The 16255-nt window shown below is 68.0% G+C and carries 14 protein-coding genes; 5 read left to right on the top strand and 9 right to left on the bottom strand.

What is annotated here, in order from left to right:
- Position 1 precedes the first annotated feature (1 nt).
- Positions 2-1201: an efflux RND transporter periplasmic adaptor subunit gene (locus AUL34_RS11920; RefSeq protein ID WP_061934049.1), complete on the top strand. Its 1200-nt coding sequence runs from the start codon at positions 2-4 to the stop codon at positions 1199-1201.
- Positions 1198-4332 (top strand): efflux RND transporter permease subunit, encoded by a 3135-nt coding sequence (locus tag AUL34_RS11915; RefSeq protein WP_061934047.1) that lies wholly within the window; start codon positions 1198-1200, stop codon positions 4330-4332. The genes AUL34_RS11920 and AUL34_RS11915 overlap by 4 nt, the downstream gene beginning before the upstream one ends.
- A gap of 96 nt (positions 4333-4428) precedes the next feature.
- On the opposite strand, the gene modC is transcribed toward AUL34_RS11915, so the two are convergent.
- The 4 genes from modC to AUL34_RS11895 all read right to left on the bottom strand — a co-directional run bounded on the left by modC (position 4429) and on the right by AUL34_RS11895 (position 7487).
- A complete protein-coding gene (gene modC, locus AUL34_RS11910) occupies positions 4429-5577 on the bottom strand; it encodes a molybdenum ABC transporter ATP-binding protein (RefSeq protein ID WP_061934045.1) in 1149 nt (382 codons plus the stop codon).
- A complete protein-coding gene (gene modB / locus AUL34_RS11905) occupies positions 5574-6254 on the bottom strand; it encodes a molybdate ABC transporter permease subunit (RefSeq protein WP_061934043.1) in 681 nt (226 codons plus the stop codon). Before modB ends, modC begins: the two co-directional genes overlap by 4 nt.
- A 6-nt stretch (positions 6255-6260) precedes the next feature.
- A complete protein-coding gene (modA, locus tag AUL34_RS11900; RefSeq protein WP_061934041.1) occupies positions 6261-7016 on the bottom strand; it encodes a molybdate ABC transporter substrate-binding protein in 756 nt (251 codons plus the stop codon).
- A gap of 78 nt (positions 7017-7094) precedes the next feature.
- A complete protein-coding gene (locus AUL34_RS11895) occupies positions 7095-7487 on the bottom strand; it encodes a winged helix-turn-helix domain-containing protein (RefSeq protein ID WP_061934039.1) in 393 nt (130 codons plus the stop codon).
- Between the two features lie 114 nt (positions 7488-7601).
- Between AUL34_RS11895 and AUL34_RS11890 the strand changes: the two genes are divergently transcribed.
- Together AUL34_RS11890 and AUL34_RS11885 are read left to right on the top strand one after the other, a co-directional pair.
- Positions 7602-8525 (top strand): ribokinase, encoded by a 924-nt coding sequence (locus AUL34_RS11890; RefSeq protein ID WP_061934111.1) that lies wholly within the window; start codon positions 7602-7604, stop codon positions 8523-8525.
- On the top strand, positions 8525-9484 hold the full coding sequence (locus tag AUL34_RS11885) for a sugar kinase (protein WP_061934037.1): 960 nt from the start codon (positions 8525-8527) through the stop codon (positions 9482-9484). Before AUL34_RS11890 ends, AUL34_RS11885 begins: the two co-directional genes overlap by 1 nt.
- 61 nt (positions 9485-9545) lie before the next feature.
- Here the strand turns inward: AUL34_RS11885 and AUL34_RS11880 are convergent, their stop codons facing one another.
- From AUL34_RS11880 to AUL34_RS11860, 5 genes are all read right to left on the bottom strand, one after another.
- Complete coding sequence (locus AUL34_RS11880; RefSeq protein ID WP_244492541.1) at positions 9546-11792, bottom strand: xanthine dehydrogenase family protein molybdopterin-binding subunit; 2247 nt, start codon at positions 11790-11792, stop codon at positions 9546-9548.
- On the bottom strand, positions 11789-12772 hold the full coding sequence (locus AUL34_RS11875; protein WP_061934033.1) for a xanthine dehydrogenase family protein subunit M: 984 nt from the start codon (positions 12770-12772) through the stop codon (positions 11789-11791). Before AUL34_RS11875 ends, AUL34_RS11880 begins: the two co-directional genes overlap by 4 nt.
- A complete protein-coding gene (locus AUL34_RS11870; protein WP_082653324.1) occupies positions 12769-13272 on the bottom strand; it encodes a 2Fe-2S iron-sulfur cluster-binding protein in 504 nt (167 codons plus the stop codon). The genes AUL34_RS11875 and AUL34_RS11870 overlap by 4 nt, the downstream gene beginning before the upstream one ends.
- Positions 13273-13363: 91 nt before the next feature.
- Positions 13364-14500 (bottom strand): anhydro-N-acetylmuramic acid kinase, encoded by a 1137-nt coding sequence (locus AUL34_RS11865; protein ID WP_156420902.1) that lies wholly within the window; start codon positions 14498-14500, stop codon positions 13364-13366.
- A 106-nt stretch (positions 14501-14606) separates the two neighbouring features.
- Positions 14607-15458, bottom strand: coding sequence for a DUF2793 domain-containing protein (locus AUL34_RS11860; protein WP_061934031.1), 852 nt, complete (start codon positions 15456-15458; stop codon positions 14607-14609).
- 335 nt (positions 15459-15793) lie between these two features.
- Between AUL34_RS11860 and AUL34_RS11855 the strand changes: the two genes are divergently transcribed.
- Complete coding sequence (locus AUL34_RS11855; RefSeq protein WP_061934029.1) at positions 15794-16255, top strand: hypothetical protein; 462 nt, start codon at positions 15794-15796, stop codon at positions 16253-16255.

The following is a 16255-nucleotide window of genomic DNA, read 5'->3' as shown; positions in this document are numbered from 1 at the left end:
GATGCCTCGTCCACACCTTCTGCTCACGGCGGCAGTCGTCCTCGTGCTGTCGTCTCCTTCGCTCGCCCAACAGGCCGGGGGTGCCGCCCCGCCCCCGCCGGCGGTGACGGTGATGACCGTGAAGCCCGAGAACGTGCCCGTGACCTACGAATATCCCGCTCGCGTCGTCGCATCGCGCGAGGTCGAGGTGCGCGCGCGGGTGGGCGGCATCGTCCTGAAGCGGACCTTCAACGAAGGGGCGCGGGTGAAGGAAGGCGACCTCCTGTTCGAGATCGATCGCCGGCCGTTCGAGGCGGAAGTGGCCCTCGCCGAGGCGCAACTGCAACAGGCACAGGCGCAGCAGGCGCAGGCTCGCCGGACGGAGGAGCGTGCGCAGGCACTCGTGCGTACGGGCGCCACCTCCACCGCCAATCTCGATGACGCGACATCGCAGCGCGAGCTGGCCGACGCGACGGTGGCCCAGGCGCAGGCGCGTCTTCAGACCGCTACCCTGTCGCTCGACTACGCCTCGGTCGAAGCGCCCGCCAGCGGCACCACGAGCCGCGAGCAGGTGCCCGAAGGCTCGCTTCTGACGTCGGGCGACCTCCTGACGCGCATCACGCAGCTCGATCCGGCCTACGTCAACTTCGCCGCGGCCGATACGGAAGCGTTCTCGATCCGCCGCATGATCGAGGAGGGAACCGCGGAGGGCTCGCTCGACACGCTGACGGTCACCGTCCGCTTCGGCAACGGCACGGACTACGACCAGACGGGCAAGATCGACTTCACCTCCTCCTCCATCGACCAGGCGACCGGCACGATCCTGTCGCGCGCCGTGCTACCCAATCCCGGAAACCAGCTTCTGCCGGGTCAGTTCGTGCGCGTCGAGATCAACGGCCTCGTGGTGGAGAACGCCGTGACCATCCCGACGGAAGCGCTGATGCAGGGCCCGCAGGGTACCTTCGTCTATACGCTGGACGAGAAGAACGTCGCTGCCGTGCGCCCCGTGACGGTCGGTCGCGAGCTCGACAAGCGGCTCCTGATCTCCAACGGCCTGAAGGCCGGCGATCGCGTCGTCGCAGTGGGCGTGATCAAGGTTCGGCCCGGCTCGCCCGTGGCCCCGACGGATACGCCGGCGGCGACTGACGGCGGCGTCGCCGCCGCGGGCGCGCCTCCCGCACCCGGCGTTCAGGCCGAGGCCGCGACGGGAGCCGCTCAGTGAACCGTTTCTTCGTCGACCGGCCGGTCTTCGCGGCCGTCATCTCGATCATCATCGTGCTGGCGGGCCTCGCCGGCATGCGCGCCTTGCCGATCGAGCAGTATCCCGAACTCGTCCCCCCTCAGGTCCAGATCTCCGCGAACTATCCCGGCGCCTCCGCCGAGACCGTCGCGCAGACGGTCGCCGCCCCCATCGAGCAGGTGGTGAACGGCGTCGAGGACATGATCTACATGAACTCGTCGAACTCCTCGGCGGGCACCTCGACGATCAACGTCACCTTCACGTCCGGCACCGACCCGGACCAGGCGACGATCAACGTCAACAACCGTGTCCAGCAGGCGATCTCGCAGCTTCCGGCCGAGGTGCAGCGCCTCGGCGTGACGGTGACGAAGCAGTCCTCGTCGATCCTCGCCGTGGCGACGATGACCTCGTCGGACCCGCGCTACGACGCGACCTACGTGTCGAACTACGCGCTGCTCTACGTCCTCGACGAGCTGAAGCGCATTCCGGGCATCGGCAACGCGCAGCTCTTCGGCCAGCGCAACTACTCCATGCGCATCTGGCTGCGCCCCGACCAGCTGGCCCAGTACCAGCTCACGCCGGGCGACGTCGCCAATGCGATCCGCGAGCAGAACGCCCAGTTCGCCGCCGGCCAGTTCGGCGCGCAGCCCTCCAACTCGCCCGTCGCCTTCACCTATTCGGTGACCACGGCAGGCCGCCTGCCCGATGCCGACGCCTTCGAGAACATCATCATCCGCTCGGACGCCAACGGCGCCTCGCTGCTTCTGAAGGACGTCGCCCGGGTCGAGCTCGGCGCGCAGGACTACGCGTTCAACGCCACCTACAACGGCAACGAGACGATCCCGATCGGTCTCTACCTCCAGCCGGGCGCGAACGCCCTGAACGTGCTGGCCGACGTGAACACGCGGCTGGCGGAACTGTCCGAACAGTTCCCGGACGGCATCACCTACTCGGTGCCCTACGACACGACGAAGTTCATCAACGCCTCGATCGAATCGGTAATCCACACCTTCATCGAGGCGATGGTGCTCGTTCTCGTGGTGGTCTACCTGTTCCTCCAGAGCTTCCGCGCGACGCTGATCCCGATGATAGCGGTGCCCGTGTCGATCATCGGCACGTTCGGCGTGCTTCTCGCGCTCGGCTTCTCGATCAACCTCCTCACCCTGTTCGCGCTCGTCCTTGCCATCGGCATCGTGGTGGACGACGCCATCGTGGTGCTCGAGAACGTCGAGCGCATCATGCGCGACGACAAGCTGCCGCCGAAGGAAGCGACGGCCAAGGCGATGGGCGAGGTCACCTCGCCCGTGATCGCCATCGTTCTCGTGCTCTGCGCCGTGTTCATTCCCGTCGCGTTCCTCGGCGGGCTCACCGGCACGATGTACCGGCAGTTCGCCGTGACCATCGCGACCTCCGTCACGATCTCCGGCATCGTCGCCCTGACGCTGACCCCGGCGCTGTGCGGTCTCCTCCTCCGGTCCGAACACAAGGAGCCGATCGCGCCGTTCCGCTGGTTCAACCGGATGTTCGACCGGCTGACCAACGCCTACGGACACGGCGTCGCGTTCATCATGCGTCGCGCCCTTCTCTCGATCGTCCTGTTCGCGGCGATGATCGGCGGCGTGGTCTATTTCTTCCAGACCATTCCGTCCTCGCTGGTGCCGGACGAAGACCAGGGCACGAACCTCGCCGTCGCCATGCTGCCGCCCGCCAGTTCGCTGTCGCGCACCACGGACGTGATGGCCGAGCTGTCGCAGAACGTCATGAAGCATCCCGCCGTTCAGGATGTCGTCGCCTTCGCGGGCTTCGACCTTCTGTCGGGTTCGCAGAAGACGAGCGCGGGCGCCGCCTTCATCACGCTGAAGGACTGGGGGGAGCGCATCGATCCGGCTTCCGACGCGCGCAACCTGCCGGGCACCTTCATCGGCATGAACGCCGGCATCCAGGACGGCATGGTCCTGGCCTTCTCGCCGCCGCCGATCCAGGGCCTGTCGACGACGGGCGGCTTCGACCTCTTCGTGCAGGACCGCACGGGTCAGGGAAGCCAGGCGCTGATCGAAGCCACCAACGCCCTGGTCGAGGCCGCATCCAAGCGTCCCGAACTCGCCGGCGTGCGCACCACGTTCGACGCCAGCGTGCCGCAGTACCAGATCGACGTCGACCGCGAGAAGGCCAAGGCGCTCGGGGTTCCCATCGCCTCGATCTTCGAGACCATGCAGTCGACCTTCGGGTCGCTCTACGTCAACGACTTCACGCTGCTGGGGCGCAACTACCGCGTCTCGCTCCAGTCCGAATCGGACTTCCGTCAGAAGCCGGAAGACCTGCGCTTCGTCTACGTGCAGGCGTCCAACGGCTCCATGGTGCCGCTGGATACGCTCCTGATCACCAAGCGCATCATCGGCCCGGATCTCATCGAACGGTTCAACGCCTTCACCGCCGCCAAGGTCTCCGGCGGTCCGGCTCCCGGCTTCTCGTCCGGCCAGTCGCTGCAGGCCATGCAGGAGGCGGCGGCGGAGGTCCTCCCCGAGGGCTACGAGATCGCCTGGACCGGTTCGGCCTACCAGGAGATCCAGGCCGGCGGCACCGGCGCCATCGCTATCGGTTTCGGCATGGTGATGGTGTTCCTGATCCTGGCCGCCCAGTACGAGCGCTGGTCGCTGCCGGTCGCCGTGATCCTGGCGGTGCCGTTCGCCATGTTCGGCGCGCTGCTCGCCATCTGGCTGCGGGGTCTCGAGATCGACACCTACTTCCAGATCGGTCTGGTGACGCTGGTGGGCCTTGCCGCGAAAAACGCGATCCTGATCGTCGAGTTCGCGGTCCTAAAGCGCGAGGAAGGCATGTCGGCGTTCGACGCGGCTCTCGAAGGCGCGAAGCTTCGCTTCCGCCCGATCGTGATGACATCGCTCGCCTTCATCCTCGGCGTCGTGCCGCTGGCGCTGGCGACCGGCGCGTCTTCGGCGAGCCGCCATTCGATCGGCACCGGCGTCATCGGCGGCATGTTGATGGCGACCTTCGTCGCGATTTTCTTCATCCCGCTGTTCTACAAGCTCCTGGCTCGGGACAAGAAGCCGAAGAAGCAGGCTGCGGCCCCTCCGGAGGCCAAGCCGGCCCACTGACGATAGGCCGGAAGGGGCGCCGAGAGGCGCCCCTTCTTCATGAGAGGCAGCGCGCGGAGCGCGTGCCGGTCATGCGGTGCGCCTTGGCCAGACGCGCTAGGTTGCCGGCCGCCTTCGATCATCATCGAGAAGGCGCGCGTCCACGATGCCGGGCGATGCGGCCAGCGACGCCCCCTTCACCTGCGCGAAGACGTCCATCCCGGTCGCAAGCGCCAGAGCGGCGAGCGAGCGGCGCGTGATGCGCGCCTGCAGGCGCTGCCCCTCCCCCGCCCCGAGACCGAGGGTGACCACTGCCTCGCCCTCCCCGACCTCCGCGATCGCGAGGATGCGTGCGCGCAGGATGTTGAGGATCGTCGAGCGCGACGGACGATCGAGGGCCAGGCTGACATCGGAAGCCGCGATCCGCAGTCGAACCGCGGCGCCGGGCGCCTGCGCCCCGGCGGCGACCAGCACCGTCTGCCCGTCGAGGTCGAGCCGCAGCAGCCCGTCCCCCGCCTCGTGGCCGACGACCTGTGCCGACAGGACGGCGGCCGTGCCGCGCGCCCGGGCGAAAGGCAGCGCGGGATCGGTCAGGAGGTCGTTGATCCACCCCTCGGCTTCCACCCGGCCGGCGCGCACCAGCACCAGCCGGTCGGCCAGCCGCTCGACCTCGGCGATGTCGTGCGACACGAGGAGGATCGGCAAGGCGAGACGGGCGTGTAGACGCTCGAAATAGGGAAGGATCTCCTGGCGCGCCATCGCATCCAGAGCCGACAGCGGCTCGTCCATCAGGAGGAGACGCGGCTGCGACAGGAGCGCCCGTCCGAGCGAGACGCGCTGGCGCTCGCCGCCCGACAGGTGCGCGGGCGACCGGTCGATCAGACGATCGAGACCGAGGAGGTCGACGACTTCCTCGAAGCCGATCGCCGGCGCCTCCCGGCGCCCGCGCATTGCCCGATCGAAGCCGTAGGTGAGGTTCCCACGCACCGAGCGATGCGCGAAGAGGCTGGCCTCCTGGAACACGTAGCCGATCGGACGCCGGTGGGGCGGGAGAAAGGTCCGCTCGTCCTGCCAGACCTCGCCGCCGACGCTCAAACGCCCGTCGAGCCTCTGGAGGCCGGCCATGCAGCGCAGGAGCGTGGTCTTGCCGCATCCCGAGGGGCCGAACAGCGCGGTGACGCCGCGCATCGGCGCCTGAAACGCGGCGTCGAGCGTGAAGCCGCCGAGCCGTCCACGAAACGCCGCCTCGATGATGCCGGCCGTCATCGCGCCGCCCCCCCGCGACGCCGCTCGAGCAGGGAGACGGAGAAGATGACGAGGAAGGAGAACACCAGCATCCCAAGCGCCAGCACATGCGCCTTCTGCCACTGCAGCGTTTCGACATAGTCGTAGATCGCGACCGACAGGACCTTGGTCGTGCCCGGAATATTGCCGCCGATCATCAGGATCACGCCGAACTCGCCGACCGTATGGGAGAATCCGAGCACGGCGCCCGTCAGGAAGCCCGGCCGGGCAAGCGGCACGGCGACGCTCCAGAACCGGTCCCAGGGCGAGGCGCGCAGGGTGGCCGCCACCTCCCACGGGCGCTCGCCCGCCGCCTCGAAGGCGTTGCGGATCGGCTGCACCACGAACGGCATGGAATAGATCACCGACCCGAGCACCAGACCCGGAAAGGTGAAGGCGAAGGTGCGCAGGCCGAACAACGGCCCGAACCAGCCGCCGAGCCCATCCGGCCCCAGCGCGATCAGGAGGTAGAAGCCGAGGACGGTCGGCGGCAGCACGAGCGGCAGCGCCACCACGGTCGCCACCGCCTCCTTCCACCAGGCGCGCGAGCGCGACAGCCACCAGGCGATCGGCGTGCCGATCACCAGGAGCAGCAAGGTCGTCAGCGTCGCGAGTTCCAGCGTCAGCCGGATCGGCGACCAGAGCTCGCCCCAGTTCATCAAGCGCTATTCGCCGGTGCGGTAGCCGTATTTCCTGATGATCTCGACGGCTTCCGGCGTCTTCAGGAATTCCACGAAGGCCTTCGCCGCTTCGTTCGTCTCGCCCGTCTTGAGAAGCACTGCGTCCTGGCGGATCGGCGTGTAGAGCGACTGCGGCACATCCCACCGCGAGCCGCCCTTGGCGTTGATCACCTGGCCGAGCGCCACGAAGCCGAGTTCGGCATTGCCGGTCTGGACGAACTGGTAGGCCTGCGCGATCGAGGTGCCCTGCACGATCTTCGGCCGAAGCGTCTCGTAGAGACCGAGCCCCTTCATCGCCTCGATCGCGGCGGCGCCGTAGGGCGCGGCTTCCGGGTTGGCGATGGCGATCTTGGCGAAGTCGCCGCCCTTCAACGTGTCCTCGCCCGTCACCTTGCCGGCTTGGTTCGAATAGAGAACGAGCTGACCGATGGCGTAGGTAAAGACGCTGCCAGCCACGCCGTAGCCTTCGTCGACCGCCTTCTTCGGCCTGACGTCGTCGGCGGCGAGGAACACCTCGAACGGCGCGCCTTGCGTGATCTGCGTGTAGAACTGGCCGGTCGAGCCGAAGGAGAGAACGGCATCGTCACCCGTCTTCGCCTTGAAGGCTTCGGCGATTTCCTTGGCCGCGTCGGTAAAGTTAGCGGCCACAGCGACCTGCGTGGAGGCCGCGAAGGCGCCTGTCGGCAGGAGCGCGATCCCCAGAACGGACAGCGACAGGGCGCGTGCAAGCTTACGAATCATGAAAGCCACCGATATGGTCGAGAGGACATATCGCCAAGGCTAGCCATGGCCCCGCCAACTCGGCAAGCGATATTTCCGTCAGGACATATCGCTTGAATGCGCGGCGGTCCCCAGCCTGCTTGCCAGGGCTTCGAGATCGTCCGCGATGGCCGCGTCGCTGAGTTCCTGCATCCGTCGATAACGCCGGAGCACCTCGGCTCCCAGTTCGGTCAGCGCCGCGCCGCCATGGCCGCTGCCGCCCCGGCTCATCGAGACGAGCGGCGCGTCGAAGGTGGCGTTCAGTTCCTCGATCAGGCTCCAGGCGCGCTTGTAGCTCATGTTCATGCGCCGTCCCGCCCCGGCGATGGACCCGGTCTCGCGGATGCCTTCCAGAAGATCCGCCCGCCCCGGCCCCACGATGCGACGCTCGCCGAAGACGAGGCGGAGGCGCGGAACGCGGTCGAGATCGAAGGGGGGACGGTCGCTGGCCATGCCCGTCTTGTCGATGCTTGGCTCGCGGTTGTCCAGCAGCCGGCCGGATGCCCGCTTGTTCGCTCTTCGCCTCTTCGCTAGGGAGCTTGGAGGGATAACGGGAGGGTGGACGCCATGATCGTCGTGTTCGGGTCGGTGAATGTCGATCTGGTCTGCAAGGTTGCGGCCATCGCCAAACCCGGCGAGACGGTGCTGGCACCGGGCTACGAGCAGCTGTCCGGCGGCAAGGGTGCGAACCAGGCCGTGGCCGCCGCGCGCTCGGGAGGGCGCGTTCGCTTCGTCGGCGCCGTGGGACGCGATGCGTTCGGCGACGGAGAGGCGAACACGCTGGAGCGCGAAGGCATCGACATCGGCAGCCTCGCGCGCCTTGACGAGCCGACGGGCTGCGCCTTCATCTCGGTGGCGGCGGACGGCGAGAACGCGATCACGGTGGCAAGCGGCGCCAACCGTTCGGTCGCGGCCAGCCAGCTGACGGGGCGCTGGGAGCCCGGCTCCTCCGTTCTCGTCCTCCAGATGGAGCTTCCCTTCGACGAGACGGTGGCGGCCGCGCGCGCCGGACGCGGCGTCGGCGCGCGGGTCATCCTCAACCTCGCTCCCGTGCCGCAGGGCGTCGATCCGGAGCGGTTGAAGGACCTCCTCCAGTCCACCGATCTTCTGATCGTAAACGAACACGAGCTGGACGAGGCGGCTCGCATCCTCGGCCTCGTTCCCGGCGCCCCTGAGGCAACCGCCCGGGCCGTCGCGGAGGAAACCGACCTGTCGGTGCTGGCGACGCTCGGCGGCGCAGGCGCGCTTCTCGTCGCGCGCGGCGGCACCGTGGAGCGCTTCGCCGCGCCTCGCATCGAGCCGGTGGATACGACCGGCGCCGGCGACACCTTGTGCGGCGTGCTGGCGACCGGGCTCGACGCCGGGCTCGATATGCCGACTGCCGTGCGCCGCGCCGTGGCGGCGGCGTCCCTCGCCTGCCTGTCGTTCGGCGCACGCAGCGCCATGCCGAGCGCCGGCCGCATCGACGCGTTCCTCGAAGGCGCGAACTGATGGCGCCGCCGCTACGCATCGCCTTCCTCGGCGAGTGCATGATCGAACTTTACGAGAAGCCCGGCGAAGCGCCCGGCACGATGCACCGGACGGTGGGCGGCGATACGCTGAACGCCGCCGTGTATTGCCGCCGGGCTTTGGGCGACGACGCGTCCGTCGCCGTCCACTACGTCACGCGGCTCGGCGACGACCCGTTCGGGCGCGAGATTCCGGCCTTCATCGAGAGCCAGGGCGTCGAGACGACCCACGTCCATCTGGCGGAGGGCGAGACGACGGGCCTCTACGCCATCAGCCGCGACAGCCGAGGCGAGCGCTCCTTCGCCTACTGGCGCTCGGTCGCGGCCGCACGGCGGCTCTTCACCGACGGGCGCGAGGCGGCGCTCGCCCGAGATCTCGCCGGTTTCGACGCCTTCTATTTCACCGGTATTTCGCTGGCGATCCTGCCGCCCGAGTGCCGCGCCCGGCTCCTTTCGCTGGCGCGGGAGATGAAGGCGGCCGGGCGCATCGTCGGCTTCGACGGCAACTATCGTCCTCGTCTCTGGGAAAGCGCCGACGCCGCGCGCGAGACGATCGCGAGCGCCCACGGCTCGGCGACGATCACCATGCCCGGCCTCGACGACGAGCAGGCGCTCTACGGCGATCGCGACGCGCTCGCCGCCGCCGAGCGACTCCTCGGCTTCGGCGCTTCGGCGGCGATCGTGAAGTCGGGCGGCGATCCCGCGGTGGTGGCCGAGCCCGGCCATGTCCGCGAGGTCGCGGGCCAGCAGGCACCGCGCATCGTCGACACGACGGCGGCCGGCGACAGCTTCAACGGCGCCGCCATGGCTGTCTGCCTCAAGGGCGGCACGCTCGACGAAGCGGCCGAAGCCGGCCACCGCATGGCCTCCGCCGTGATCGGCGAATACGGCGCGATCGTCGGGCGCGAGGGCACTGTCTGGCCGCGCGGTCCGCTCGGCTGAAACGACGAAGGCGCGGGGACCACTCGTCCCCGCGCCCTCTCCTGCCCACAATCGGGTGCCGTCACTCCGCCGCTTGCGCCACGCTCGCGCGCGGCATGCCGCGCAGCACCTTGTCCAGCGTCATCGGATAGTCGCGAACGCGCACGCCGCAGGCGTTGTAGATGGCGTTGGTCACCGCCGCCCCGACGCCGCTGATCGCCAGTTCCCCGATGCCCTTGCCGGCCAGCGGGCTCGCCGCATGGTCGCGCTCCTCGAGCATCACCACTTCGAGCTGCGGAACGTCCGCGTTCACCGGCAGATGGTACTCGGCGAGGTCGTGGTTCACCATCAGGCCCGACCGCTTGTCGACCACGAGTTCCTCGGTCAGCGCCGTGCCGATGCCGAAGATCTGGCCGCCGAAGCATTGCGAACGCGCCGTCTTCTCGTTGAGGATGCGGCCCGCCGCCGCCACGGTGAGCAGCCGGCGCACGCGCGTCTCGCCCGTGTAGGCGTTGACGGCCACCTCGCAGAAATGCGCGCCGTAGCTCGCCTGGTGTGTGTTGGTCGAGGTCTTGCCCGGCTTGAACGTGCCGGTCACCACGATCGGCTCGCCCGCGAGGATATCGACGAAACTCGTCTGCCGGTTGCCGGCGATCGCCGTGCCGTCCTTCAGGGTCAGCTCGTCCGGTTTCACCTTCAGCTTCTTGGCGATCGCCTCCACGATGCCCTCGCAGGCGACGAAGACGGACGAGCCCGAGGAATTAGCGCCCCACGAGCCGCCGGAGCCCGGCGCATCGGGATCACCGGAGTGGCCGAGCTTGACGCTCACCTTCTCGAGCTGCAGCCCGAGCACCTCGGCCGCGATCTGCTGCAGGATCGTGTAGGTGCCCGTGCCGATGTCGGTCATGTTGGTCTCGACCAGCGCCGTGCCTTCGGGCGAAAGCGTCACGCGGGCCGAGGACTGCTGCACCATGTTCTTGCGCGAGGCGGTCGACATGCCGATGCCGATCAGCCACTCGCCTTCCCGGCGCGTGCCGGGTTGTGTCGCGCGTTTGTCCCAGCCGAAGCGCTTGGCCCCCTCGTCCATGCATTCGACGAGCTTGCGCGAGGAGAACGGCAGTCCGTCCTGGGGATCGACGTCCGGCTCGTTGCGCTTGCGGAATTCGATCGGATCGAGGCCGAGCTTCTCGGCCATCTCGTCCATCGCGTTTTCGAGGGCCAACATGCCGACCGCCTCGCCCGGCGCACGCATGGACGACGACAGAAGGATGTTCACGTCCGTCTTCTTGTGCGTGATGAGCCGGTTCTCGCCGCCGTAGAGAAACACGGTGGAGATGCCGGCCGGCTCGAAGAACTCGTCGCCTGGCGTGTTGCTGGCGATCGTGTCGTGGCCGATCGCGGTGATGACGCCGTCCTTGGTGGTCCCCAGGCGTATGCGCTGGATCGTGTCGGAACGACGCGAGGTCGTCTGAAACACCTGCTGGCGCGTCAGCGCGATCTTCACCGGACGGCCGGTTTCCTGCGCCGCCATGGCGGCGAAGACCGATTCCGGTCCGATGCCGAGCTTGCCGCCGAAGCCGCCGCCGATATAGGGCGCGACGATCTCGACCTTGGACTTCGAAATGCCGAGCGCCTTGGCGAGCTGACCGACATTCGTGGAAACGAGCTGGTAGCAGCCGTAGAGCTTGAGCTTGTCGCCGTCCCAATGGGCAACGGCGGCATGCGGCTCCATCGCCGAATGGCTCTGGCTCGGGGTGGTGTAGGTCGCGTCCAGCGTCACGTCCGCCTTGCGGAAGGCGGCCTCGAAATCGCCCTTCTCCGACTTCGTCGGCGTCGCGCCGTCCGGCGGATAGTGTGCCTCGCCTTGCAGCGCTACCGGGTCGTAGCGGCCCTCGGACGTCTCGTATTCGATGTCCACGAGCTTGGCCGCGTCGCGCGCCGCCTCGAAGCTCTCGGCGACCACGAGGCAGAGCGGCTGGCCGTAATGTGTCACCTCGCCCGCCGCGGGCTTGGGCGCCGGATCGTTGGGATCGGCAGCCGCGCGCGGGGATCGCTTGTCCACGACCACGGTGAGGACGCCGGCCGACGAGCGTGCCCGCATCGTGTCGATCCGCTTCACCTTGCCCGAGCCGATGGTGGACAGCACCATGTAGCCGTAGGCCACCTTCTCGCCGGGCAGATTCTCATAGGCATAGGGCGCGCGGCCCGAGACCTTGAGCGGTCCCTCGAACCGGTCGACGCCCTTGCCGATCACGTTCTGCACGGCGCGGTCGAGGCGGGTCTCGCCGATCGGCTCGTCCTGCTTGAAGCTGTGGGTCGTATCCATCATGCGCCTCCCTGCGCCGCTTCGGCGAGCACGGCCGGAAGCGTCCGGCGCACCAGATCGATCTTGAAGTCGTTGTCGCCGTAGCCCTTGGCATCCGACAGGAGGAGGTCCGCCGCGCGCGAGAAGACGACCTCGCCCGGCGCTTCGCCGATCAGAACCTCCTCGACGCCCCTGGAGCGCCACGGCACGGTGCCGATGCCGCCGAAGGCAAGGCGCACGTCGGCCATGCGCTCCTCCTCCATCCGCACCACGGCTGCGACGGAAAAGAGCGCGAAGGCGTAGGACGCGCGGTCGCGCACCTTTCGATACAGGTGGCGCCCGGCGAGAGGCTTGGGCAGGCGAACCGCGGTGATGAGTTCACCTGGCTCGAGGATCGTCTCGATATGAGGCGTGTCCCCGGGCAGGCGGTGCAGTTCCTCGATCGGAATGGTCCGCTCGGTTCCGTCGGCCTTGAGCGTGAGCACCTCGGCGTCGAGCGCGCGCATCGCCACCGCCATGTCGGACGGGTGCGTCGCGATGCAGTGCTCGGACGTGCCGAGAATGGCGAGGATGCGGTTGAAGCCGCCCCGCCCGTCGCAGCCGGAGCCTGGCTCGCGCTTGTTGCAGCGAGCGCTGGTCTCGTAGAAATAGCCGCAGCGGGTGCGCTGCAGGAGGTTGCCGCCGGTCGTCGCCTTGTTGCGCAGCTGGCCGGACGCACCCGACAGGAGCGCGCGGGCGAGCACCGCGTAGTCGCGCCGGATGCGCTCGTCGGCGGCAAGGTCGCTGTTCGAGACGAGCGCGCCGATCCGCAGCCCCTCCCCGTCCGCTTCGATGCTCTTGAGCGGCAGACGGGTGATGTCCACCAGGCGGCTCGGCGTCTCGACCTGAAGCTTCATGAGGTCGAGAAGGTTGGTGCCGCCCGCGATGAACTTGGTCGCGGCATCGGCGGCGACGGCGGCAGCCTCGGTCGCGCTGGACGCGCGCTGATAATCGAAGGTCTTCATGCCGCGCCCTTTCCGCTGGCGTCGCGGATCGCGTCCACGATGTTGGGATAGGCCGAGCAGCGGCAGAGATTGCCGCTCATGCGCTCGGAAATCTCGGCGTCGGTCAGCTCCACCTTGCCATCCAGAGTTTCCGACGCATGGCTCGGCCAGTTGTCACGCGCCTCGCCGAGCATGCCGACGGCCGAGACGATCTGGCCCGGCGTGCAGTAGCCGCACTGGTAACCGTCGTGGTGGAGGAAGCTCTCCTGCATCGGATGCAGGTGGCCGGGGGCGCCGAGGCCCTCGATCGTGGTGATCTCGTCACCCTCGTGCATCACCGCGAGCGTCAGGCACGAGTTCACGCGGCGACCGTCGATCAGCACCGTGCAGGCACCGCACTGGCCGTGGTCGCAGCCTTTCTTGGATCCAGTCAGTGCGAGGTGATCGCGCAGGGCATCGAGCAGCGACGTGCGGATGTCCACGTCGAGATCGTACTCCGATCCGTTGACCTTGAGTCGCATGGGGTTCCGCTCTCTGTAACGTTTCCAATTCGGGAACGCAGTTGGAGCGGCTTGGATGCGCGGAAAGGAACGTCGCCGCTCTTTTCCGGCGTCAGGTCGTCGCAATCCCGATCGGCCGGGCGATTCGTCCGCCCGTCAGCGGCTTCGGCGCACCCGTCGTCGAGGGAAAGCTGATGGGCAGCCCGCGCAGGACGCGCACGGCGAGAAACGCGAAGCACTCGGCCTCGACGGCATCGCCGCGCAGGCCGAGCGCGTCGCAGTCCACGGCCTCGGCGCCCGCCCGTCTGGTAATCTCGCGCATCAGCACCGGGTTGCGCCGTCCGCCGCCGCCGACGACCAGCCGTGTCGGGCGCACGGGCAGGAGGTCCAGCGCCCGCCCGACGGCGCCGGCCGTGAAGGCGGTCAGGAGCGCCGCTCCGTCCTCCAGCGACAGGCCGTCGGCCATGTGCGCCGTGAAGTCGTTGCGGTCGAGCGACTTCGGATAAGGAGCGCCGAGATAGGGATGCTCGAGGAGCGCGGCGAGCCGCGCCTCGTCCACATGGCCGGCCGCGGCCAGAAGCCCGTCGCGATCCATTTCGCGCTTCGTGTGGGAATGGACCCAGTCGTTGAGCGGTGCGTTGGCGGGTCCCGTGTCGAAGGCGTGCATCTCGCCGTCCGCCGACACCCAGGTGATGTTGGCGACGCCGCCGAGATTGAGGAAGGCAGTGTCCTCGCCGGCCCCGATCCGAGCCAGCAGCGCCTTGTGATAGATCGGCGCCAACGGTGCGCCCTGGCCGCCGAAGGCCACGTCGCGGCTCCGGAAATCGTAGACCACGGTGATGCCGAGGCGACGCGCCATTTCCTCGCCGTCGCCGAGCTGGCGCGTGTCACCGAAGCGCTCGGCCGTCGGCGCACGATGCAGGACGGTCTGTCCGTGGAAGCCGATCACGCCGCAATCGACGTTCGGCAATCCCTCGTCTTCGAGAAATGCCTGCACCGCGTCCGACTGGGCGATCGTCAGCGCTTCCTCGGCGGTATCGAAGATGACCGGTTCGTGTCCCTCGAAGTTCCAGCGCGACGCGGCCGCCAGCGTTTCCTTCAGGAGGGGCCGAATGTCCTTCGGGTAAGGCGCCAGCAGCGTCGGTCCGAACTCGTGGATCGTCTCGCCGTCCGTGCAGAGCATGGCGATGTCGACATTGCCGTCGAGCACCGTTCCGGTCATCAATCCGATCGCCCAAACCGACATGATCATCCGTCTCCAAAGCACGCACCGCGGCGATTCGATGCTCGCCAGCCCGAGGCTGTGCCATGCCATGCCCGGCGCCAAGCTGACGGGCGAGCCGCCATCGCGCGCTTCAGCTCACAATGGCGCGATCCGTCACCCGTCTCCAGCTGGCGCCGTCGCTGAAGGCCAGCACCGCGCCGCCCGCCTCGTTCGCCACGAGGACGATCTGGCCCGCCCCGGCTCCGGCCGGTGGCAGCGCCGACTTCAGATAGGAAGCGACGCGCACGGCGCCACCCACATCGAGGGCACAGACCGGTGCGGCATCCTGAGCCACCGAAACATGCCCGGATGCCGGGTCGGCCTTCATCGCGGGCCGGAACAAGGCGCCGTCCGTCGAAACGCGGACGGCGAAGCCATCGTCCCCGACCAGCCCGATCTCGGCCAGCCCCGCGAAGCCGGACTGGAACAGGACGGAGGCGACATGTGCCGGCGACTGCTTGTTGACGACCTTGCGGGCATCCCCCGATCCCGGCGTGCGCGCGTCGAAGGTCAGGAGTTCGGAATCGGCCGCGACGGTCAGCCGGTTCGCCTCGGACGCTTCGGCATTGATGCCGATCGCCGGCCACTCGTCGCGCGAGAGCGGCCCGCCTCCCCAAGCCGTGCCGTCGAAGACGACCAGCGCCCCCTGATCGGCGACATAGGCGATCTGACCCGCGACCGGGCGGATTTCCACGAAGCCACCGTTCTCGAACAGGGCGAGCGAGCCTGCCGCCATGTCGCCCCAGCGGGCACCGCTCGCCCCGGCCGGCAGGATGAAGAGCATTCCTTCGGACACCGCGTCCGGCTCGTCCGTCCGGGTCGCCGAAACGACCGCGGTCTGAACCAGCACATCCAGGAGACGGAAGGCGTCGTTCAACGTCAGGTGGCGCTGGGCCTGCTGAGGCATCAGCAGCGGCAGGGACAGGCGGGGCGACTGCGACATGACCGGGCTCTCCTTCGTGAAAGCCCAATTCTATGAGCACTAGCGGCAGGGGGAGTTCCCGCGGATAGTGTCGCGTGCCGATCGCATCGCCGTCGGCCAGTGCTTCCGTGTCGCACTCGCGCCATGGTTGTGCCTCCACTGCCACACAGTGGTTGCAGGAACACCACCGTATGCACTTTATAGTTGCATGCGACGCCTTCTCTGTGGCTACCTCCCGTTGAGGAAACGGCAGGTCTGGCGACAGATCTTCCCCGAAAATCGAGTGTGTCGATCACCTTGCCGGAACGCTATCCGGGAAGTCGAACGCGCTCGGCCAGAGAAGGGACGAGACATCCATGTCGATCCGGGCACGACACAAGCTCTGGTGCATCGTCGTTCTTCTTGCGTCCGCCTCGCCGCCTGCAGCTGCGCAAAGTACTGTCAGCCCTTCTTCCGACTGGAACGGGAACTTCAGCTTTTCCTCGACGGCCGACAGGAACCTTCGGCTCCTTCGCTCCGACCTCATCAAGAAGGAAGAGTCGGGATACTACGAGTCGCTGGGCAAGACACAGATCACATCGACGAACCACATCCAGTACGGCGACCGGATCGAGACGCAGACCAACTCGGAAACCAACGAAATCGGTCAGCAGACGACGGCGATCGGCGCCGTCAACACGTCGACCAACAATATCGACATCTCCGGTCGCGGAAACATATCCGTCGCCACCGACAATCAGGCGGTTTCGAGCGGCTGTCAGGATGGGCGCGTTTCCATCGACAGCCAGCCTTTCAACACGTCCCCGACGTGTAACTGA

It is taken from the genome of Aureimonas sp. AU22, from assembly GCF_001463745.1.
Classification (GTDB): Bacteria; Pseudomonadota; Alphaproteobacteria; order Rhizobiales; family Rhizobiaceae; genus Aureimonas.
Note: the sequence above shows the minus strand (reverse complement) of the source record. Positions and strands in the feature narration are given on the sequence as shown.